This is a genomic window from Flavobacterium flevense (assembly GCF_900142775.1).
GTDB classification, from domain to species: domain Bacteria; phylum Bacteroidota; class Bacteroidia; order Flavobacteriales; family Flavobacteriaceae; genus Flavobacterium; species Flavobacterium flevense.
In genome coordinates this window covers 699,518-720,746 of the sequence record NZ_FRCC01000001.1, presented here as the reverse complement: position 1 = coordinate 720,746, position 21,229 = coordinate 699,518, and the positions used below count along the sequence as shown (strand labels likewise).

The window sequence follows — 21,229 nt, the reverse complement described above, 5'->3', positions numbered from 1 at the left end:
GTAAAAATTACTTGTGCATGTTTTGCATTTCGTAAGCGAAAGTGTCAAAATCAACTTTTTTGTCAACCAGCGACATTGCTTTTGCAATAATATAATTTACGTTACTTGGCGTGAACCCTAAACCAACGGCAATTTTCTTTAAAACCACTTCCTGTTTATCTCCTAACTGATGATCAACATGTACCATTCTGGCTAAGTCGTATAAACGCTCCAGTCTTTGAGAATATAAGTAAGGAGGGTTAATCGGGTGGATGCTTGGGTTCTCTAAAATTTCCTCGTACTCTGAAGGGGCAATTTCAAGTTTTGTAGCTAGTTTGTCTAAGAAGTTTTTTTCTTCAGCAGATACAATACCATCAGCTAGAGCAACACGAACAATTGCAGAGAAATGTCCCTTATTTCTTTGTTTAAATTCGCTATCAAATAAATCTGAAAATGACATAATTATTGTGTTTTTTTATTGGGCAAATATAATTCAATTTTTAAATTATTAATTTTCTTTTAAACTTAATTTAAGGAGAAATTTTATTTATAATAAATTTATTCGAATGAATTGCCGGATTGGATTGAGGAGTTTCAAAATTAATCGTAAGTTTACAAACCCTTTATCAATTAATTAGTGCTATGATGTCCCAATTTTTAATCTACTTTCAGTTAGGATTAAAACATATTTTAAATATCTATTCCTACGATCATATTTTGTTTTTAATTGCTCTGGCAATACCACTTTCTTTTAAGGACTGGAAACGAATTTTACTGTTAGTCACCACATTTACCATTGGTCATACGGTGGCTTTATTATTGTCTGTTTACGGAATTATAGCAGTAAAAGTAGCCGTTGTAGAGTTATTGATTCCCATTACAATTTTGATAGTGGCATTATTTCATCTTTTTACCGCTGGGAAATCCGGAAAAAAAGAAAGTATTAATCTGATTTTTTTTATTACACTTTTCTTCGGAATTATTCATGGTTTAGGCTTTTCTAACTATTTTAAATCCATACATCACGGAACAGTAACTTCTAAATTGTTGCCCATATTAGAATTTGCATTGGGTATTGAAGCAGGACAATTAGTAGTTATCTTAGTTTTTTTAATTATTGCGTATCTTGTGCAAACTGTTTTTAGATTTTCTAAAAGAGATTGGACTTTAGTTATGTCAGCATTTATTATTGGAGTAGTTTTGCCAATGATTATTGGTAATGAAATTTGGTTAAGATAATTATGGATCAAAAAAAATTAAATAAATACGATAAGGCTTATTTACGTATTGCTAAGGAATGGGGACTTTTATCTTATTGCAAACGCAAACAAGTAGGAGCCATTATCGTAAAAGACAGAATGATAATTTCAGACGGTTATAATGGCACACCGTCAGGTTTTGATAACTGCTGTGAAGATGACGAGGGTTTGACCAGATGGGATGTTTTACATGCTGAAGCTAATGCCATTCTTAAAGTGGCCCGATCGACTCAGTCCTGTGAAGGAGCAACGCTTTATATCACGCTTTCTCCTTGCAAGGAATGCAGTAAATTAATCCATCAGTCCGGGATTAAAAGAGTGGTGTATCAAAACGGTTACCGTGATGACTCCGGAATTCAATTTCTAAAAAAAGCAGGTGTAATAGTGGATCATATTCCGGAATTGGAGGATTAAAGTGAAAATAAATCTTAAATATATACCCGTTTATATTGCTATTATTCTTTCGATAGGAATATTTATTGGCGGATTTTTGAATTTTTCAAGCCAGAATCAATTCTTAGTAACGAATAATTCAAAGGCAAAACTCAATAAATTAATTGATTTTATTGATAATGAATATGTTGATGAACTCAATACCGATTCTATTGTCAATAAAACCGTAGATAATATTTTGTCGCAATTAGATCCGCATTCGATTTATATTCCTCCTTCTGAGCAAGTCGTAGCAGCGGAGAATATGAAAGGCGATTTTGTGGGTATAGGAGTTCGTTTTTATATTTATAAAGACACCGTGGCTGTTATTCAGCCTTTAGAAAATGGCCCTTCGGCAAAAGCAGGAATCAAAGCCGGCGACCGTATTTTGTATGCCGATGGTATCAAATTATTTGGGCGAAAACTGCCCAATGATAGTTTGTCTGCCCGACTTAAAGGGGAAGAAGGTTCTCAGGTTAAGCTCACTGTTTACAGAAAATCAGAAAAGAAAAAAATAGAATTTAAACTAAAACGCGGAGTAATTCCGTTAAAAAGTGTCGATGCAGGACTCATGCTCAATTCGGCAACGGCATATATTAAAATCAATCGTTTTGCCGAAACTACTTATGAAGAGTTTAAATCTAATTTGGTTCGCTTAAAAAAGCAAGGTGCTCATTCGCTGATAATTGATCTCCGTGATAATGGCGGCGGTTATATGGAAGAAGCTATTGCTATTGCTGACGAATTATTGTCAGATAAGCAGTTGATTGTTTTTACCAAAAATAAAAACGGAAGAATTGAGAAAACCTATGCGACCAAAAAAGGAGATTTCGAAAAAGGAAAATTAGTTGTTCTGATCAATGAAAACTCGGCATCAGCAAGTGAAATTCTGGCAGGAGCCGTTCAGGATAATGACCGGGGAACTATTGTGGGCAGACGCTCTTTTGGTAAAGGATTAGTGCAGCGCGAAATGGATTTTGCCGATGGTTCTGCCGTGCGATTGACCGTAGCCCGTTATTACACGCCTACAGGAAGATCTATTCAAAAGCCTTATTTTAAAGGAACTGAGCAGTATTTTAAAGAATCGGAATTGCGTTTTAAAAATGGCGAATTGTATGATAAAGACAGTATAAAAGTAGCTGATAGTTTAAAGTTTAAAACGCCAAAAGGCAAAATTGTATATGGCGGTGGCGGAATTGTTCCGGATGTTTTTGTTCCGATCGAATTTGAAAATGCCGATGAAGCAGCGGTCTATTTAATGGAATCGGGAATTGTGGGTAATTTTGTTTTTGAACAATTGGATAAAAAAAGAAATGATTTCAAAGGGCTTTCGTTTGAGCAATTCTTAAAAAAAATGAATGCTACTGATGAATATTTTAATGTATTCGAAAAATTCATTTCTAAGCATGTACCCGGAATTCAGTTAGGGAAAAGTAAATCAGTTGTAAAACGTTATATAAATGCTGAATTTGCAAGGCAATTATATGGAAATCAGGCTTATTATGATGTTGTTTTAAAACACGATAAGATGATTAAAATTGTTTTAAATAAATAATAACGATATGAAAAAGTTTTTAAGTTTTATACTTTTAGTGAGCCTGATTGTGTCTTGTGCTTCGGTAAAAGATAAAAATCAACTTAGCGGGAATGTGGAGTCTATAGCGTACGGTAAAGATGGTTATACGGCTACAGTTATAACTGATGACAATCAGGTTTATCTGGCAACTGTTAGTAGAATTAATCTTGCTGATGCTCAGGAATATAGGGTATTTCAAACAGGGGAAAAAGTGATTCTGAAAGGAGAATTTTGGAAAACAGAAACAGAAAAACATCTCAAAGTTACCGATATTGTTTTGGTTAAATAATCAGGAAAACTATAAGATTTTGAACCATTAAGAAATTAAGAAAATTTAGCTGTAATGCTTAATAAACTTAATTTCTTAATGGTTATTTTTTTTTAATCTGGTAAGTAAATTTATCGAATACTGTCGTGAGCGTGAGTTTCAGTGCCATTGTTCCATAAAGTAAGAATATCAGTAGCAACGGCAGCGCCACTTCCGGCAGCAATAGCGAGTTGACTTCTCCATCCGGCTAAGGTTCCGGTGACATAAATGCCTTCGGCGACCTTGTGATCCTCGTTTTTTAACTGTATTCTTTGTTTTTCAGGAAGTGCTTTTTGATGCGGAATAACATATTGCGTTAATCCTTCAATGGCAAAGGTATTGGCAGAACCAATTCCCACTACAATTATTTTTGTTTTATAACTGCTTTTATTGGTAAAAACGGTAAAATCAGGTGCTTCTCCTTCGATTCTAATTACTTTTTCGTTTTGAATTTGAGTAATGTGTGGATAGCTTTTGCTTAAGTGTTCGATGCTTTCGCTAAGGAGTTCTGAGCCTAATTTTCCGGGCGGAATTCCGTAAGCATTATTGAATAAAGCGTCTTGTAAAGAAGATGATTTCTGATGTGCGAAGATGCCGATTTTTTTTCCGGTCACAAAGCTTTTATTTTGGGCTGAGCCAAGGACTAAAGCGCATGACATTCCTGAGACACCACCACCAATTATTAATGCATCAAACATAGGATGATTTATAGTTTGTCATTCATTTTGTCTTCTATCTTTTTAGACATTCTAAAAATTAACAGAATCAGGATAGCACAACAAGAAGCTGCTATTCCTATGAAAGCCACTGCATTATCTTCTTTAAAAAGGTTTTTAAAATCTAATTGAGTGATGTTAAAAATAACAAGAGCCGCTGCCAGAATCACTAAGATGTTAGTAAAGATTTTCATGATATTTTTTTTTGCATGTAGTTAAAACCGAACCCGATATTTGTTGAAATTCAAATTGTTACTACAGGCTAAATTATGGGGTAAAATTATAAAAAAATAGTTTAGAGCAACAACGCTTTAACATTACAAGCTTATAATTTAACAGCAACCAGTTGAATTTTAACTGTAGATTGATGATTTTTAGATGATTAATCTGAATTTTGTAGTTTTTATTTATTGAAAAAGAGGCTTGTTTTTTCTGATTTTAAATAGTCTCAACTTTGGTTAGTAAAGGTATAAAAAGCGGTTTGTTGACTACTGTAAGGTATAGATTGATTATCTTTGCATTTTATAAATTATAGTAACGCAAGTCATGTTTCAATTAGGGAAAACCATAGTCTCAGAGGATATTTTAGAGAAAAATTTTGTTTGTAATCTATCCGCTTGTCATGGTGGTTGTTGTGTGGATGGTGACGCAGGTGCGCCATTAAATGAAGAAGAAACTAAAATTCTGGAAGAAATTTATCCTAAAGTAAAGCCTTTTTTGAGAAAAGAAGGAATTGCTGCAATTGAAGCTCAGGGCACCTGGATAAAAGGGACTGATGGTGATCTGGAAACACCGTTAATTGATAATAAAGATTGTGCCTACGTAATTTTTGATGGTAAAACAGCACTTTGTGGTATCGAGCAGGCCTATAATCAAGGGATTGTTGACTGGAAAAAACCGGTTTCCTGCCATTTGTATCCTGTGAGGGTAAAAGATTTTACGGAGTTTGCTGCGGTGAATTATGATAAATGGGATATTTGTGATGCTGCCTGTTCTTTAGGTCAGGAATTAGAAGTTCCTGTGTATAAATTTGTAAAAGAAGCGCTGATCAGGAGATTTGGTGAAGACTGGTATGCAGAGTTGGAGACAGTGGCTCGGGAATGGGAAAAAACAAAGTCAAAATAAAGCTTTTTTTTCTTGTTTTGTATTGTTTAAATCCTATATTTTACGGTCTTTTACAACGTTTTCGGATTTTTAATTAATTGATATTTAGTAAGTTGTTGTTTTTGTATGAAGCGGCTTTCTTTTTTAACTTTGTTAAAAACTAGATGGTATTGTGAATAAGTTTGGCTTTTAATTTTCGCAATATTTCACAATCTTTGTAAAGCTTCAAAAAGCAAAAAATATCTTTAACTCTCATTAAAAATTACAATAAGAATGTCGCAAATTGAACCCATTTTACAAGAGAATAAAAATCGTTTCGTAATATTTCCCATTAAGCACCATGATATATGGGAATGGTATAAAAAAATGGAAGCAAGTTTCTGGACTGCCGAAGAAATTGATTTGTCTCAGGACTTACATGATTGGAACAATAAGCTGAATTCAGATGAGAAGTATTTTGTTAAACATATTTTAGCTTTTTTTGCGGCTTCTGACGGAATTGTAAATGAAAATTTAGCGGAGAATTTTGTAAATGAAGTGCAGTATGCTGAAGCTAAATTTTTCTATGGTTTCCAGATCATGATGGAAAATATCCATAGTGAAACCTATTCTCTTTTGATTGATACCTATGTAAAAGACGAAACTGAAAAAGACGAATTGTTTAATGCCTTAGATGTTTTTCCTGCTATCAGAAAAAAAGCGGACTGGGCTTTAAAATGGATTGAATCTGATTCATTTGCAGAAAGACTGATTGCTTTTGCTGCGGTAGAAGGAATTTTCTTTTCAGGTGCTTTTTGTTCGATTTACTGGTTAAAAAAACGTGGTTTGATGCCGGGACTGACTTTTTCTAACGAATTGATTTCCCGTGACGAAGGCGTTCACTGTGATTTTGCTGTGCATTTACACAATCATCACTTAATTAATAAAGTGTCTAAAGAAAGAATCAAAGAGATTATTGTAGATGCTTTAAATATTGAAAGAGAGTTTATTACCGAATCACTTCCTGTAAGTTTAATAGGTATGAATGCCGGTTTAATGACACAGTATTTAGAATTTGTTACCGATAGATTGTTAGTAGAATTAGGTTGCGAAAGAGTGTACAACACTGCAAATCCATTTGATTTTATGGATATGATTTCGCTTCAGGGGAAAACAAATTTCTTTGAGAAAAAAGTTTCTGAATATCAAAAATCAGGTGTTTTAAACAGTGGAACAAATAATGATACTGATGCTCAGAAAATTTCATTCGACGCTGATTTTTAATATTCCAATAAAAGGCATGCAGCTAACTAATTTAATGGATTATCACAGGTTGAGGAGTGCAGGACTATAAAAAAAACCGTTTTTTATCAGTTCAATCTGTATCATCTGTGGGCTGTTTATTAGTTTACTGCTGAACTTTTAAATAATAATATTCCTATGTGTGGGTTCTAGCCCAGATAGTAGCGAAAATCCTTTTTATCCCGATTTTTTTCGGGATAAAAAGATTGAAGCGGATAGCTGGAAACAGCTCCAAAAAAAAGATTACAAATAACCTAAGGCAGAGAAGGGATTTTCTGTTTTACAAAAGCCCAAAACCTATGTACGTAGTAAAAAGAGACGGCCACAAAGAGCCAGTAATGTTCGACAAAATCACAGAAAGAATTAAAAAACTTTGCTATGGTTTAAATGATTTAGTGGATGCCGTAAAAGTGGCAATGCGCGTGATTGAAGGATTGTATGATGGAGTTTCTACGTCAGAGTTAGATAATTTAGCTGCCGAGACTGCGGCTTCGATGACTATTGCGCATCCGGATTATGCACAGTTAGCAGCGAGAATTGCAATTTCGAATTTGCATTCGAATACCAAAAAATCATTTTCGGAAACAATGACCGAAATGTATCACTATGTAAATCCAAGAAATGGTCAGGAAGCTCCATTGATTTCAGATGAAGTATTTAAAGTAATTCAGGAAAATGCAGCTTTCTTAGATTCTCATATTATTTATACCAGAGATTTTAATTATGATTATTTTGGTTTCAAAACTTTAGAGCGTTCTTATTTGTTAAAAATAAACGGTAAAATTGTTGAGAGACCACAACATATGTTAATGCGTGTAGCTGTAGGGATTCATTTAGATGACTTAACAGCTGTTTTAGAAACTTACGACTTAATGTCTAAAAAGTTCTTTACGCATGCAACTCCAACATTATTTAATGCAGGTACACCAAAACCTCAAATGTCTTCTTGCTTCCTTTTGGCAATGCAGGATGACAGTATTGACGGGATTTATGATACTTTGAAACAAACGGCTAAAATTTCGCAATCAGCAGGTGGAATCGGACTTTCTATTCATAATGTTCGTGCTACAGGGTCTTATATTCGTGGTACTAACGGAACTTCAAACGGGATTGTTCCTATGTTGAGAGTATTTAACGATACGGCTCGTTATGTAGATCAGGGTGGTGGAAAACGTAAAGGTAGTTTTGCGATTTATATCGAAACCTGGCATGCTGATATTTTCGAATTCCTGGATTTGAAAAAGAATACCGGAAAAGAAGAAATGCGTGCAAGAGATTTATTTTTTGCGATGTGGACTTCTGATTTGTTCATGAAACGGGTGCAGGACGATGCGTCTTGGACTTTGATGTGTCCTAACGAATGTCCTGGTTTATATGATGTGTACGGTGAAGAATTTGAAGCGATGTACATTGATTATGAAAACCGTGGAAAAGGAAGAAAAACCATCAGAGCACGTGAATTATGGGAGAAAATCCTGGAATCTCAAATCGAGACCGGAACGCCATATATGTTGTATAAAGATTCGGTTAACCGTAAATCCAATCAAAAAAATCTGGGAACTATTCGTTCTTCTAACTTGTGTACTGAAATTATGGAGTACACTTCTAAGGACGAAATTGCAGTTTGTAACCTGGCTTCGCTTTCGTTGCCAATGTTTGTTGAAAACGGAAAATTTGACCATGAAGCTTTGTATAATGTTACCAAACGGGTAACGAGAAACCTGAATAAGGTAATTGACAGAAACTACTATCCGGTTCAGGAAGCAGAAAATTCAAACCTTCGTCACAGGCCGGTAGGTTTAGGAGTGCAAGGATTAGCCGATGCTTTTATCATGTTGCGTATGCCGTTTACAAGTGATGAGGCTAAGAAATTAAATCAGGAAATTTTTGAAACTTTATATTTTGCTGCCGTTACTGCTTCTATGGAAATGGCAAAAGAAGAAGGTCCTTATTCAACTTATGAGGGTTCTCCAATTTCTCAGGGAGAATTCCAACATAATATGTGGGGCTTAAAAGATGAGGATTTATCAGGACGCTGGGACTGGGCTTCATTGCGAAAAGAAGTGATGGAACACGGAGTTCGTAACTCGTTATTAGTGGCGCCAATGCCTACAGCTTCTACGTCTCAAATTTTAGGTAACAACGAAGCATTCGAACCTTATACTTCTAATATTTACACACGTCGTGTGTTGTCAGGAGAGTTTATTGTAGTGAACAAGCATTTATTACATGATTTAGTAGAGCGCGGATTGTGGAATGAGAGTCTGAAACAGGAAATTATGCGTCATAACGGTTCTGTTCAAAACATTGATGTGATTCCGCAAGACCTGAAAGAATTGTATAAAACAGTTTGGGAAATGTCTATGAAAGATATTATTGATATGTCCCGTCAAAGAGGTTATTTCATTGATCAGTCGCAATCATTGAACTTGTTTATGCAGGATGCTAATTATGCTAAATTAACTTCGATGCATTTCTATGCCTGGCAATCAGGATTGAAAACAGGAATGTATTATTTAAGAACAAAATCAGCAGTAGATGCGATTAAGTTTACGTTGAATAATGATAAAAAAGAGGAAACACCTGTTGCTAATGAAGAAATTAAAACAGAATCCATTAATATTGACGATTATAAAAAAATGATCCTGCAGGCACAGGCTGGTGGTCCGGAAGACTGCGAAATGTGTGGAGCATAAATAAGTTTAATTATTAATTCATAATATTTTTTAAACAGTCATCGTTTTGATGGCTGTTTTTTTTTAAGGATTATTACCATTTGAATTGGGAGATAAAAATGATTCTTATTTAAACTTAAATTTGCTTAAATTTGTAATAATTAAAACTAATTCAGTTGGTTATGGAAATTAAAAATTTGTCTAAATACAGCGATGCTGAAAAAATTGTTCTCGCTGAACAATTGTGGGATAGTGTTTCTAAAAAGGATTTAGAAATTTCTGATGAGGTAAAAAGAGAGTTGGATATTCGAATACAAAATTTAGAAGAAGGGAAAACAGAATTATATACTTGGGAAGAGGTTAAAAATCACTTGAAAGCCATCCGAAGTGTATAAAATTTGTTCGTTAAAGAGCTATTTAAAAAATAAAAAGTCTGTTTGAAAAGTGTTTTTCGAATAGACTTTTTCTTTTATAAGAGAAACATAAAGCCTTATTTCTTTCTGTTTTAGCTAATAATTACTTATATTTGAGATAGACATTGGTCGTGAATTTCTTTTTTTAACACTAAATTTAATAGTATGGAAAATGAAAAATTTGTAATCACAGATAACTTGCTGGCAACCCAATTTCAACGTTTTCTGAATTGGTTTGTTGATTTAATATTTATTTATATTCTGATTCTTAGTTTAGGAACCACCATTATTTTAATTGCTTTGGCGATAGATAATTTTGCTTTATCTGATTGGGTGAAAAACATGAGTAAAACCGAAATAGGTTTTTATTCGCTAATAATCGCTTTTTTATATTATTGTCTTACTGAAATGTATTTTTCCCGCACTATTGCTAAGTTAATAACACATACTACAGTCGTAAATAGTGACGGAACTAAACCTTCTAAGCAAAGTTTTTTTATTCGAACATGCTGTCGTTTTATCCCCTTTGAAATGTTTTCTTTTTTTGGAACAGTTCCCAGAGGATGGCATGATGTTTTTTCAAAAACCTATGTGGTTAAGAAAAGAGAATTACTAATTATCAGAAGAAATCAAAATAAACTTATTACTGATGTTGTTTAGAGGGATGTTCAGTTAAAAAAAAATTAAAGCAGCTATTGTTCTCATAGCTGTTTTTTTGTATTCAGAAATTTCATAAAACTATCCACAAATCTTATAAATGTTTTGAGGCTTTTCCAATTTACATTTGTATTAGTATTAAAATGAAATAGTTATGAAAGCAATTCAGTATATACAAAATATAAGTACAGCTATTATTCGTTTAATTTATGCTGTATGTACAAATGATATGATTATGTATTCCAGACAGGCAAGCAATATTGAAGTTTTTGTAGTCGCCTTTTTTATAGAATTCAATCGTCTTTTTATTGCAAATAGTGTCTTTATGAATTTCTTGCAAAAGAATTTGCTTTTAAATATTAAAAAGGATTTTAAGTATAAAAGCAATTTGTATAAGGCAATTCTTTTGGAAAACAAGAATGAGTTTTTGAAATCTCTCAATAGCTTTAGCTTAAATATTTAGATGTTTAATATTATTTATGAACCCGTCGGGTGTAATTATCAAAAACGTCAATTCGAGTGTTTTTTGCGTAATGGAATGGAGTGAAAAATGTATCTAGAATCGTTTTTTGATAATAATTTTTTTTGTTCTCGATACAATTTTCTATCGAAAATTACTCGAACTGACGAAAATTACTATCAAAAACTAATTACACCCAACGAGTTATTTATTAACAAGTAATGAGAATTAAAGTAGCTGTTTTTAAGGGCGGAAAGTTTTATCGGATTAACAACTTTAAAATTTATATAAATAAAAATTACATTCTGAAACGCTTGTTTCAAAAATAATTATATCTTTGCAAAGTGAAATTAAAATCTTATGGCTCGCTGTGTAGAATTTAACGAGGTTGAAAAAATCGAAAAAGCAATGAATGTCTTTTGGGAAAAAGGATATAATGCTACTTCGATGCAAGACCTTGTGGATGCTATGCAAATCAACAGAAGCAGTTTGTACAACACAATTGGTGACAAGCATCAGTTATTTATGAAATGCATTAGCAATTATTTTGATAATGCAATGACAGAAGTAAAAGAGAAAGTTGCTAAATATACCTCAGCCAAAGAAGCACTTATTAAAATTATTACCGATAAGGCCGACTGGATTGTAGACTGTGACAAAGGATGCCTGGGAATGAAGACGATTTTTGAAATTGCTCCGGATGATTGTACGGTTCGAAATCAAATGAGTAAAAACAATGACGTGTTCATCGAATTTATGGCCACAGTAGTCCAAAAAGCAATGGATGATGGCGAAATGGACGACTCAGAAGATGCCGCTTTAATGGCAGAATACATTGCTACCTCTTTTACAGGATGGAAACAGTCGTATATTCTTCATGGAAACCCAATTAAAATCAAAAAGATGTCAGAGTTTCTGATTAAAAATATATTTAAATAATCTCCTTTTTTTTTCTAAATTCTGGAACGTTTATTTCAGAAAAAAATTAGGATAAGAGTGCTTATTTTTAAATACAGCATTGATTCTGAAACGTTTGTTTCAGAATAATCAATTACACAACAAACATTAATATTAATTACAAACAGCATGAATTCTGAAACGATTATTCCAAAAACAGTAGCAATAGCAAAGACCAAATTAAATCAAATCTCCATTATGAAAAAAGTTACTTTATTAAGCTTAATAGCACTATTTTTTATCAGTTGTGCCGATAAAAATACCGCTCCTGCCGCTCCCGAAGCGCCTCAATTACCTGTCCTGAGTATTATTAACGAAGATGTTACTACCGAAACCGAATATCCTGCTTCGATACAAGGAACTGTAGATGTAGAAATTCGCCCACAGGTAAGCGGAAACCTGGATTGCGTTTTAGTTGACGAAGGGGCATATGTCACTAAAGGTCAGAGTTTATTTAAAATAAATGAACGTCCTTTTCGTGAGCAGTTAAACAACGCACTAGCCAGTCTTCATGCTGCCGAAGCTGCTTTGATCAACACTCAGTTAGAAGTGGATAAATTAACGCCTTTGGTACAAAACAAAGTAGTTTCAGATTATCAGTTAAAAACGGCTAAGGCTTCTCAAAAAATTGCTGCTGCCAATATTGAGCAGGCAAGAGCCATGGTAGCATCTGCCAGAATTAATCTAGGATATACCAATGTAAAAGCTCCCGTAAGCGGTTACATAGGAAGGTTGCCTAAAAAGCAGGGAAGTCTGGTTTCAGCTACTGATATTGAACCTTTGACAACACTTTCGGATGTTCACGAAGTTTTTGTTTATTTCTCTTTAGGAGAAACTGATTTTATCAAATTTAAATCACAATATGCCGGAACTACTATTGGAGATAAAATTAAAAATTTACCTCCTGTAACTTTGATTTTGGCTGATAATAATGCTTACGCAAAAGCAGGAAAAATTGATATGGTAGACGGCCAGTTTGATAAAACTACCGGAGCAATTACTTTAAGAGCAACTTTCCCCAATGCAAACGGAACATTGCGTTCCGGAAATACAGGAAAAATTCGTTTAGGAATTAACCATGACGATGCTATACTTGTTCCACAATCGGCTACGATAGAAATGCAGGATAAAGTATTTGTTTTCACCTTAAACAAAGAAAATAAAGTAAACAAAATGCCGGTCACTATTATTGGTAAAAGCGGTACTAACTATCTGATTAGTGATGGTGTGAAAACCGGTGACCAAATTGTTTTAAGCGGAATCGATAAACTTCAGGAAGGTCAGTTAATCCAGCCTCAAAAAGCAGCTGTTGAAGTTGCCCAAATCATTACTAAAAAATAATTTACATACAATGTTCAAAATATTTATACAAAGACCTGTACTGGCAACGGTTATCTCCATTCTATTGGTGATTCTGGGTGTGCTTGGACTTACAAAATTGCCTTTACAACAGTTTCCTGATATTGCGCCACCATCGGTTTTAGTAACGGCGGTATATCCGGGAGCCAATGCCGAAACGGTTTTACGTTCGGTTGCACCTTCTCTGGAAGAATCGATAAATGGGGTGGAGAACATGACTTACATGAGTTCTACTGCCAGTAATGACGGAACTTTAGCGATTACTGTTTTCTTTAAATTAGGTACAGATGCTGATCAGGCTGCGGTTAACGTGCAAAACAGAGTGGCTCAGGCTACAAGTCAGTTGCCTGCAGAGGTGGTTCAGCAAGGAGTAATCACCGCAAAACAACAAAACAGTTTCATCATGGCAATTGGTATGTATACCGATGATGAATCCAAATACGATCAGACTTTTGTTGCTAATTATGCCCAAATTAATATTATTCCCGAAATTAAACGTATTCCGGGAGTAGGTGCTGCCAGTATTTTTGGTGGAGTGAAAGATTACTCGATGAGAGTCTGGTTAAATCCAACTCAGATGGCGACACACAATGTGACACCAAACGAAGTGATGGCAGCTATTCAGGACAAGAGCTTAGAGGCTGCTCCGGGTAAATTTGGAGAAAGAAGTAAAGAAGTTTTTGAATATGTAATCAAATACAAAGGAAAACTGACCAAACCGGAGGATTATCAAAACATTGCTATTCGTTCCAATGCTGATGGTTCAATCCTTCGTTTAAAAGATGTTGCCAGAGTAGAACTTGGAGCGTATTCTTATAACAGTTTAACCCGTTTAAATGGTAAAAAAGGGATTGTAATAGGTGTCATTCAGTTGGCTGGTTCTAATTCCAATGATATTCAGATTGCGATTAACAAATTGATGGAGAAAGCTTCGAAAGATTTCCCAACAGATATCAAACACAATATTTTTTACAGTACCAAAGTGTCTCTGGACCAATCCATCGATCAGGTAAAACACACCTTATTAGAAGCTTTTCTATTAGTATTTATTGTGGTATTTATATTCCTTCAGGATTTCAGATCTACATTAATTCCTGCTATTGCGGTACCAGTAGCCATTTTAGGAACGTTCTTCTTCATGCAGTTATTTGGTTTTTCGATTAATCTTTTAACACTTTTTGCTTTAATTCTGGCAATTGGTATTGTGGTGGATGACGCTATTGTAGTGGTCGAAGCCGTGCATGCTAAAATGGAGCACAAACATTTGTCTCCAAAAGTAGCCACACATGAAGCTATGCACGAAATAACAGGTGCTATTATCTCGATTACGCTGGTAATGGCTGCTGTATTCCTTCCGGTTGGTTTTATGGAAGGTTCCACCGGAGTTTTCTATCGCCAGTTTGCTTTTACGATGGCCATAGCAATTGTAATTTCGGCAGTAAACGCGTTAACATTGAGTCCTGCACTTGCCGCATTATTTTTAAAAGATAATCACGCAGCTCATGATAAAGATGTTCCTTATGAGAAAAAGGGATTCAAAGAAAAATTCTTTACTGCATTTAACAGCAGTTTTGAATCCTTAACTAACCGTTATGTAGGCGGACTTAAATTCTTAATTCGCAGAAAATGGTTAAGTTTAGGCGGTTTGGCTTTAATTACTATTGCTACAATTGTAATGGTAAAAACAACTCCTGCAGGATTTATCCCCACAGAAGATCAGGGATTTATTGCTATTGCTGTTAATACCCCTTCAGGAACTTCGCTTGACGGAACTCAAAAAGTAATGACAGAAGCTGAAGCAGTTTTAAGCAAATTAGATGCTTCCAGAGACGTTACAGCGATCTCAGGTTTCAATTTATTGACTAATTCTACCAGTCCGTCATCGGCAGTAGTTTTTGTGTTGTTGAAACCAAATGAAGAACGCGGTGCGATTAAAAATATTGACGAAATCATGAATCAGGTTCGTGGCAAGTTAGGGGCGATTTCCGGCGGAAGCTTCTTTGTGTTTAGTTTTCCAACAGTTCCCGGATTTAGTAATGTGGAAGCTTTAGATTTAGTGCTACAGGATAAAACAGGAGGTAAACTGGATAAGTTTAGCGGAATTTCTCAAAGCTTTATTGGAGAATTGATGAAGCGTCCTGAAATTGCGGTAGCTTTTACTTCTTTCAAAGCCGATTATCCACAATTACAATTGGATATCAACGACGAAAAAGCCGATCAGTTAGGTGTTAAAGTAAAGGATATTCTGCAAACGATGCAGGCTTATTTTGGTAGTGCACAAGCATCCGATTTTAACCGATTTGGGAAATATTACAGAGTAGTGGTTCAGGCGGATATTGACGACAGAGCAGATCCGTCAGCAATTGACAGGGTTTTTGTGAAAAATAACCGTGGCGAAATGGTTCCAATAAACACTTTAGTAAAACTAAGCCGTATTTATGGTTCGGAAACAGCTTCCAGATACAACCTGTTTAATTCGATTTCGATAAATGCCATTCCGAAACCGGGATTTAGTTCCGGAGATGCCATTAAAGCCATTGAAGAAGTAGCGGCACAGCAATTACCTGCAGGTTACAGTTATGAATTTTCAGGACAAACCCGAGAAGAAATTTCATCAGGTGGTCAGTCGGCAACCATATTCTTACTGTGTTTGATATTCATTTACTTTTTACTTGCGGCACAATATGAAAGCTACATCCTGCCTTTAGCTGTTATATTCTCTATTCCGGCTGGAATCTTTGGTGTATTTGCTGCCATTGGTTTAACAGGAATCGAAAACAATATTTATGTACAGGTTGCACTGGTAATGCTTATTGGATTGCTGGCTAAGAATGCGATTCTGATTGTCGAATTTGCCGTCCAAAAACGAAAATCCGGACAGGCATTAGTCAAAGCATCGATAGAGGCGGCTAAATTACGTTTGCGTCCCATTATCATGACATCACTGGCTTTCGTAGTGGGATTAATCCCAATGATGAGTGCCACAGGACCGTCTGCACAAGGAAATCATTCGATTAGTATTGGAGCAGCCGGAGGAATGGTTTCAGGAGTAATTCTGGGGTTATTGGTTATCCCGGTTTTATTCATCGTATTCCAGCATTTACAGGAAAAAGTTACCGGAAAACCAATAGCCGTAATTCATAACGAAGAAAAATAGAAAAATGGAAAATTTTATAACGACAATTCTGCTGGCCATTATTATTGGGATCGGCTATATATCGTACAAGGTTTCTAAAGATTTAGAAAACAGAAAAGATACTTGTACAGAAATTTAATGACAATTTATAAAATGAAAAAATATATAACTAAAATTGTGATGGTCGCCATTTTGACCATCACAATACTATCCTGTACCGTTTCAAAGGATATTGAAGCTCCAAAAGAGATACTCCCTGAAAATTTCAGAAATCAGGTAGTTGCTGATACCACAAATAGTGCTGCTATTAAATGGAAATCTTTTTTTGAAGAACCTGATTTAGTAAAACTTATTGATATTGCATTGATAAAAAATAATGATTTACAAATTGCAGAGAAAAATATAGCTATTGCCAATTTACAATTTAAGCAGTCTAAATGGGGAAATATCCCTCAGTTGAATGCCTATGCTACGGCAGTAACAAATCGTCTTTCAGATAATAGTTTAAATGGCTTAAGTACCTCTCAGTTTTTAGGTCAACAACACCTGGAAGATTTTTCGGCCGGATTAAATCTATCGTGGGAAGCTGATATTTGGGGGAAAATAAAAAATCAGAAGAAAAGTGCTTTAGCAGCGTATATGCAAACAGCGGAAGCTAAAAAAGCACTGCAAACTACTATTGTAGCTACAGTTTCTAAGGGTTTTTATGATTTACTGATGCTTGATGCACAGCTTGAAATTGCTAAAAAAACACTGGTTTTAAATGACAGCACGTTGTTCATTGTTAATTTACAATTTGAATCAGGTCAGTTAACTTCATTGGCTAAAGATCAAACTGAAGCACAACGATTAGTTGCGGCTCAGTTAATTCCAAAATTGGAACAGAACATTGAAATTCAGGAAAATGCTTTAAGTGTTTTATCAGGAAGTTTTCCGGATGCCAAAGAAAGGGAAAGTAAACTAAACACAATTCTTGTTAAGGAAAATCTTTCGGCAGGAATTCCTTCTAAGTTGTTAGAAAAAAGACCGGACGTAAAAAGCGCTGAGTTAGCAGTTACAATGGCTAATGCAAAAGTAGGAATTACAAAAGCAAGTTTGTACCCGGCTTTAAATATCACTGCCGTAACCGGTGTTAACTCCTTTGAATTCAATAACTGGTTTAATATTCCGGCTTCTTTATTTGGATCAGTAACAGGAGGATTAACTGCTCCTATTTTGAACAGTAAAAAACTAAAGACCCAATATGAAGTAGCTAAGGTCCAAAGAGAACAGTCCATATTGCAATTTAAGCAAACCGTTTTAGTTGCGGTTCAGGAAGTATCTGATGCTCTTGCAAAAATTAAGAAACAAGAAGAGCAATATGATATTGCAAAACAACGGGTTGAAAAACTCCAAAAAGCAATAGGAAATGCTGATATGCTTTTTAAAAGCGGAATGGCGACTTATCTTGAAGTGATTGTTGCACAAGGAAACCTTTTAGCGGCAGAACTGGAATTGGCAACAATAAAAAAAGACCGATTATCCTCTAATGTAGAGTTGTATCGCGCCCTGGGTGGCGGTTGGGAATAACCGGTTTACAACTATTTTTTAAATAATTTTAAGCAGTAAAAAATGAATTCAAAATTTAATAATTATCTTTTTAATACCGATCTTAACTCTGTGTATCAGAAATTTTGGGTTACTTATGATCTTTTAAATTTAAGTCCCAATGCTATTTTGAAATTTAAAAAGCAGGAAAAAAACAGTCTGATTTCTATCGAAAATTCGAATTTGTCTTATTCAGAAATCCAGTTAATTTTTTTGGAACATCAAATTAAATACAATCAGATGGCTCTGTAATCAGAAATCAATAAATGCAAAAACCCTGGTCGAATGTAATTCAGCCAGGGTTTTTAAATAATAAAAAAAAATTAAGCAAGAACAGTATTTTTGGCAGCAATACGCATTTTTTTAGCGGCATTTACCATTTCGATCAACGCTTTTTTAGTTTCATCCCAATGACGTGTTTTTAATCCGCAATCCGGATTGACCCATAACTGATCAGCAGGAATTACCGCAGCCGCTTTTTCCAGTAAATGAACCATTTCATCATTCGAAGGAACACGTGGCGAGTGAATATCGTATACTCCGGGACCAATTTCGTTAGGATATTTAAAATCGGCAAAAGCATCCAGTAATTCCATTTGCGAACGCGAACATTCGATAGTAATCACATCGGCATCCATATCAGCAATATTTTGAATAATATCATTAAATTCACTGTAGCACATGTGCGTGTGAATTTGGGTGTCATCAGCAACTCCGCTGGCTGAAATTCGAAATGTTTTAATTGCCCAGTCCAGATAATTAGCCCATTCTTCTTTTCGCAATGGCAATCCTTCTCGAATGGCAGGTTCGTCAATCTGAATGATTTTAATTCCGGCTTGTTCTAAATCGACCACTTCATCACGAATGGCAAGTGCAATTTGGGTACAGGTTTCTGATCGGGGCTGATCGTTACGAACAAAAGACCATTGTAAAATAGTTACCGGACCCGTTAGCATTCCTTTTACCCATTTAGGTGTTAAGGATTGAGCAAATTCTGCCCATCTTACCGTCATAGGATTAGGGCGTGAAACATCGCCATAAATAACGGGAGGTTTTACACAACGGCTGCCGTAACTTTGAACCCAGCCGTTTTTAGTAAAAGAAAATCCGTCAAGTTGTTCTCCAAAATATTCCACCATATCGTTGCGTTCAAACTCACCATGAACCAGAACATCGATTCCTGATTCTTCCTGAAAACGGATGGTTTCTTCGGTTTCTTTTTGCAATAAAGCATCATATTCAGATTGTGATAATTCCCCTTTTTTAAACTTGGCTCTCCAGCTTCTTACTTCGGGAGTTTGTGGAAAAGAACCAATAGTAGTTGTGGGGAATAAAGGCAATTGTAAAGCTTCAATTTGTTTTTTTCTTCGAACAGCAAATGCATTTTTGCGTTCATCATCTCCGGCTGTAATACTTGCCACACGGTTTTTTACTCCGTCATTGTGAATCAATTTGGAAGTTTTTCGGTTTTCGTTAGCTAGGGTGTTTTCCTGAAAATGAGCCTGATCATTTTCGGTGATTTCTCCCGAAGCTAAATTTCGAAGCACAACTGTTTCTTCAATTTTTTGTTTGGCGAAAGCCAGCCATTGTTTGATTTCGGGAGTCAGCGTTTGGTCGTTTGTTTCTAAATCTAAATCACAAGGCGAATGGATTAAAGAGCAGGAAGGAGCAATTAATATACGGTCAGTTCCCAGTGCAGCGACAGCTTTTTCGATAAAAGCCAAGGATTTTTTGAAATCATTTTTCCAAATATTTCTTCCGTCTACAACACCAAGAGAAAGATTTACATGAGCAGCCAGTTTCCCGGATTCTAAAATATCATCTAATTGAGACGGGCAACGTACTAAATCCAAATGCAACGTATCTACCGGCAATGCTAATGCAGTTTCGATATTTTCACCAAAACAATCAAAATAATTCGCCAGAATCACTTTCAAATCAGGAAAACGGTTATTGATTTCGTGATATACTTTTGTGTAAGTATTTCTTTCTTTATCAGTAAGATTCAGTGCTAAAAACGGTTCGTCAAACTGGATGTGAGTAGCGCCTTCCGCTTTCAGTTTTTCTAAGATTTCAAAATAAACCGGCAATAGAGAATCAATAAGATCAATACGATGGAAGCCTTCTTCCTTTTCTTTTCCTAATAATAAATAGGTAATAGGTCCTATTAATACCGGTTTTGTTTTAATTCCAAGTTGGTTTGCTTCTTTGAATTCGTCAATTATTTTTTCTGAAAATAAAGAAAATTGCTGATTTTTAGTAAATTCCGGAACGATGTAATGGTAATTGGTATCAAACCATTTAGTCATTTCCATCGCTACCACGTCCTGTCCTTCTTTTTGAGAACCTCTTGCCATAGCAAAATATAAGTCTAAGGCCGGTTTTGTTTTAGCAATTTCGGCGTAACGAGCGGGGATTGCACCTAATGTCAGGGTTAAATCCAATACCTGATCGTAGAAAGAAAAATCATTGGAAGGAATCAAATCTATTCCTGCCTGAGCTTGTAATTGCCAGTTTTCTTTTCTGATTGTTGCGGCTGTAGCCAATAATTCCTGAACCGGAATTTTGCCCGCCCAGTATAATTCACTGGATTTTTTTAGTTCTCTGTTGCTTCCTATTCTTGGATAACCTAGATTATTTGTCTTCATAATTTTTTTAGTATTTTTTACTTTACAAAAGTATATTGTTAGTTATTAATACTAAAAATTAGCTTTTTTTTAAGTAAATAGAATTGTAAAAATGTATTTTTACAGTATTAAAAACTAATAAAGACTCTCAAAAAACATTTTTACAGTAAATTATACTATGGAAAATCTTGATGCAACTGATATTCAAATCCTAAAACGACTACAAGCCGACTCCAATATCAATATAAAAGAGCTGGCAAGCGAATTATTTCTGACAGCAACTCCTGTTTATGAACGAATCAAAAGACTCGAACGCGAAGGTTATATTATGAAATATGTAGCTTTATTAGACAAAAAGAAACTAAATCTGGGAATGACTGTTTTTTGTAATGTACGATTAAAAGAACATGCTAAAAACGTAGGAGCCAATTTTGTAAAAGATATTGTGGCGCTTCCGGAGATTATCGAATGCTACAATATTGCAGGTGATTATGATTTTATGCTTAAGATTCTGGTTGCCGATATGGCAAGTTATCAGGATTTTGTAATGAATAAATTATCGACTATTGAGAATATTGGGAATACCCAAAGTATTTTTGTGATGGGCGAAATTAAAAATAGTACGGCTTTTCATTTTTAAAAAAGCTATACTACAAGTTGCTCTTTATCTAAAAAAGCAACTTGTATTACAATTTAACCCATTG

The 21,229-nt window shown here is 34.9% G+C and carries 20 protein-coding genes; 16 read left to right on the top strand and 4 right to left on the bottom strand.

The window, feature by feature from the left end; translation table 11 throughout:
• Positions 1 to 7 precede the first annotated feature (7 nt).
• Positions 8 to 439 (bottom strand): fructose 1,6-bisphosphatase, encoded by a 432-nt coding sequence (locus BUB89_RS03190; protein WP_073241779.1) that lies wholly within the window; start codon positions 437 to 439, stop codon positions 8 to 10.
• A 185-nt stretch (positions 440 to 624) separates the two neighbouring features.
• On the opposite strand from BUB89_RS03190, the gene BUB89_RS03185 reads away from it, so the two are divergent.
• From BUB89_RS03185 to BUB89_RS03170, 4 genes are read left to right on the top strand one after another with little or no spacing between them, the layout of a single operon-like run.
• Positions 625 to 1,218 carry a HupE/UreJ family protein gene (locus BUB89_RS03185; RefSeq protein WP_073241777.1) on the top strand — a complete coding sequence of 198 codons (594 nt, stop codon included), beginning with the start codon at positions 625 to 627 and terminating at the stop codon, positions 1,216 to 1,218.
• A gap of 2 nt (positions 1,219 to 1,220) precedes the next feature.
• Positions 1,221 to 1,652, top strand: a complete 432-nt coding sequence (locus BUB89_RS03180) for a deoxycytidylate deaminase (protein WP_073241775.1) — start codon at positions 1,221 to 1,223, stop codon at positions 1,650 to 1,652.
• 1 nt (position 1,653) lies between these two features.
• Positions 1,654 to 3,225: a S41 family peptidase gene (locus BUB89_RS03175; protein ID WP_073241773.1), complete on the top strand. Its 1,572-nt coding sequence runs from the start codon at positions 1,654 to 1,656 to the stop codon at positions 3,223 to 3,225.
• Between the two features lie 7 nt (positions 3,226 to 3,232).
• A complete protein-coding gene (locus BUB89_RS03170) occupies positions 3,233 to 3,535 on the top strand; it encodes a hypothetical protein (protein WP_073241771.1) in 303 nt (100 codons plus the stop codon).
• A gap of 110 nt (positions 3,536 to 3,645) precedes the next feature.
• Here BUB89_RS03170 and BUB89_RS03165 read toward each other — a convergent pair whose 3' ends face one another.
• Entirely contained in the window at positions 3,646 to 4,251 is a 606-nt protein-coding gene (locus BUB89_RS03165; RefSeq protein WP_073241768.1) for an FAD-dependent oxidoreductase, read from the bottom strand.
• An 8-nt stretch (positions 4,252 to 4,259) separates the two neighbouring features.
• Positions 4,260 to 4,463, bottom strand: coding sequence for a hypothetical protein (locus tag BUB89_RS03160; protein ID WP_073241765.1), 204 nt, complete (start codon positions 4,461 to 4,463; stop codon positions 4,260 to 4,262).
• 352 nt (positions 4,464 to 4,815) lie between these two features.
• Here BUB89_RS03160 and BUB89_RS03155 point away from each other — a divergent pair, with 352 nt between their 5' ends.
• From BUB89_RS03155 to BUB89_RS03105, 11 genes are all read left to right on the top strand, one after another.
• Positions 4,816 to 5,394, top strand: coding sequence for a DUF3109 family protein (locus BUB89_RS03155; protein WP_073241763.1), 579 nt, complete (start codon positions 4,816 to 4,818; stop codon positions 5,392 to 5,394).
• 252 nt (positions 5,395 to 5,646) lie between these two features.
• Entirely contained in the window at positions 5,647 to 6,636 is a 990-nt protein-coding gene (locus BUB89_RS03150) for a ribonucleotide-diphosphate reductase subunit beta (RefSeq protein WP_073241761.1), read from the top strand.
• A gap of 317 nt (positions 6,637 to 6,953) precedes the next feature.
• Positions 6,954 to 9,350 carry a ribonucleoside-diphosphate reductase subunit alpha gene (locus tag BUB89_RS03145; RefSeq protein ID WP_073241758.1) on the top strand — a complete coding sequence of 799 codons (2,397 nt, stop codon included), beginning with the start codon at positions 6,954 to 6,956 and terminating at the stop codon, positions 9,348 to 9,350.
• Positions 9,351 to 9,511: 161 nt separating this feature from the next.
• The gene (locus BUB89_RS03140) at positions 9,512 to 9,724 is read left to right on the top strand and encodes an addiction module protein (protein WP_073241755.1); all 213 of its coding nucleotides are present in this window, start codon (positions 9,512 to 9,514) and stop codon (positions 9,722 to 9,724) included.
• A 183-nt stretch (positions 9,725 to 9,907) separates the two neighbouring features.
• The gene (locus BUB89_RS03135) at positions 9,908 to 10,402 is read left to right on the top strand and encodes an RDD family protein (RefSeq protein ID WP_073241753.1); all 495 of its coding nucleotides are present in this window, start codon (positions 9,908 to 9,910) and stop codon (positions 10,400 to 10,402) included.
• A 151-nt stretch (positions 10,403 to 10,553) separates the two neighbouring features.
• On the top strand, positions 10,554 to 10,862 hold the full coding sequence (locus BUB89_RS03130) for a hypothetical protein (protein ID WP_073241751.1): 309 nt from the start codon (positions 10,554 to 10,556) through the stop codon (positions 10,860 to 10,862).
• Between the two features lie 357 nt (positions 10,863 to 11,219).
• Entirely contained in the window at positions 11,220 to 11,798 is a 579-nt protein-coding gene (locus tag BUB89_RS03125; protein WP_073241749.1) for a TetR/AcrR family transcriptional regulator, read from the top strand.
• Positions 11,799 to 11,945: 147 nt separating this feature from the next.
• Entirely contained in the window at positions 11,946 to 13,157 is a 1,212-nt protein-coding gene (locus tag BUB89_RS03120) for an efflux RND transporter periplasmic adaptor subunit (RefSeq protein ID WP_083552436.1), read from the top strand.
• A gap of 10 nt (positions 13,158 to 13,167) precedes the next feature.
• Positions 13,168 to 16,332: an efflux RND transporter permease subunit gene (locus tag BUB89_RS03115; RefSeq protein ID WP_073241747.1), complete on the top strand. Its 3,165-nt coding sequence runs from the start codon at positions 13,168 to 13,170 to the stop codon at positions 16,330 to 16,332.
• Positions 16,333 to 16,464: 132 nt separating this feature from the next.
• Positions 16,465 to 17,880 (top strand): efflux transporter outer membrane subunit, encoded by a 1,416-nt coding sequence (locus BUB89_RS03110; RefSeq protein WP_073241887.1) that lies wholly within the window; start codon positions 16,465 to 16,467, stop codon positions 17,878 to 17,880.
• 42 nt (positions 17,881 to 17,922) lie between these two features.
• On the top strand, positions 17,923 to 18,150 hold the full coding sequence (locus BUB89_RS03105) for a hypothetical protein (RefSeq protein ID WP_073241744.1): 228 nt from the start codon (positions 17,923 to 17,925) through the stop codon (positions 18,148 to 18,150).
• Positions 18,151 to 18,221: 71 nt separating this feature from the next.
• On the opposite strand, the gene metE is transcribed toward BUB89_RS03105, so the two are convergent.
• Positions 18,222 to 20,546 (bottom strand): 5-methyltetrahydropteroyltriglutamate--homocysteine S-methyltransferase, encoded by a 2,325-nt coding sequence (gene metE / locus BUB89_RS03100; RefSeq protein WP_073241742.1) that lies wholly within the window; start codon positions 20,544 to 20,546, stop codon positions 18,222 to 18,224.
• Positions 20,547 to 20,703: 157 nt separating this feature from the next.
• Here metE and BUB89_RS03095 point away from each other — a divergent pair, with 157 nt between their 5' ends.
• A complete protein-coding gene (locus tag BUB89_RS03095; protein WP_073241740.1) occupies positions 20,704 to 21,165 on the top strand; it encodes an Lrp/AsnC family transcriptional regulator in 462 nt (153 codons plus the stop codon).
• The last annotated feature ends 64 nt before the right edge of the window (positions 21,166 to 21,229 follow it).

Coding starts and splice junctions, on each gene's coding strand:
- BUB89_RS03155 (WP_073241763.1), top strand. CDS start 4,816: ATGTTTCAATTAGGGAAAACCATAGTCTCAGAGGATATTTTAGAGAAA.
- BUB89_RS03180 (WP_073241775.1), top strand. CDS start 1,221: ATGGATCAAAAAAAATTAAATAAATACGATAAGGCTTATTTACGTATT.
- BUB89_RS03115 (WP_073241747.1), top strand. CDS start 13,168: ATGTTCAAAATATTTATACAAAGACCTGTACTGGCAACGGTTATCTCC.
- BUB89_RS03110 (WP_073241887.1), top strand. CDS start 16,465: ATGAAAAAATATATAACTAAAATTGTGATGGTCGCCATTTTGACCATC.
- BUB89_RS03135 (WP_073241753.1), top strand. CDS start 9,908: ATGGAAAATGAAAAATTTGTAATCACAGATAACTTGCTGGCAACCCAA.
- BUB89_RS03150 (WP_073241761.1), top strand. CDS start 5,647: ATGTCGCAAATTGAACCCATTTTACAAGAGAATAAAAATCGTTTCGTA.
- BUB89_RS03145 (WP_073241758.1), top strand. CDS start 6,954: ATGTACGTAGTAAAAAGAGACGGCCACAAAGAGCCAGTAATGTTCGAC.
- BUB89_RS03190 (WP_073241779.1), bottom strand. CDS start 439: ATGTCATTTTCAGATTTATTTGATAGCGAATTTAAACAAAGAAATAAG.
- BUB89_RS03185 (WP_073241777.1), top strand. CDS start 625: ATGTCCCAATTTTTAATCTACTTTCAGTTAGGATTAAAACATATTTTA.
- metE (WP_073241742.1), bottom strand. CDS start 20,546: ATGAAGACAAATAATCTAGGTTATCCAAGAATAGGAAGCAACAGAGAA.
- BUB89_RS03165 (WP_073241768.1), bottom strand. CDS start 4,251: ATGTTTGATGCATTAATAATTGGTGGTGGTGTCTCAGGAATGTCATGC.
- BUB89_RS03120 (WP_083552436.1), top strand. CDS start 11,946: ATGAATTCTGAAACGATTATTCCAAAAACAGTAGCAATAGCAAAGACC.
- BUB89_RS03125 (WP_073241749.1), top strand. CDS start 11,220: ATGGCTCGCTGTGTAGAATTTAACGAGGTTGAAAAAATCGAAAAAGCA.
- BUB89_RS03140 (WP_073241755.1), top strand. CDS start 9,512: ATGGAAATTAAAAATTTGTCTAAATACAGCGATGCTGAAAAAATTGTT.
- BUB89_RS03160 (WP_073241765.1), bottom strand. CDS start 4,463: ATGAAAATCTTTACTAACATCTTAGTGATTCTGGCAGCGGCTCTTGTT.
- BUB89_RS03130 (WP_073241751.1), top strand. CDS start 10,554: ATGAAAGCAATTCAGTATATACAAAATATAAGTACAGCTATTATTCGT.
- BUB89_RS03095 (WP_073241740.1), top strand. CDS start 20,704: ATGGAAAATCTTGATGCAACTGATATTCAAATCCTAAAACGACTACAA.
- BUB89_RS03105 (WP_073241744.1), top strand. CDS start 17,923: ATGAATTCAAAATTTAATAATTATCTTTTTAATACCGATCTTAACTCT.
- BUB89_RS03170 (WP_073241771.1), top strand. CDS start 3,233: ATGAAAAAGTTTTTAAGTTTTATACTTTTAGTGAGCCTGATTGTGTCT.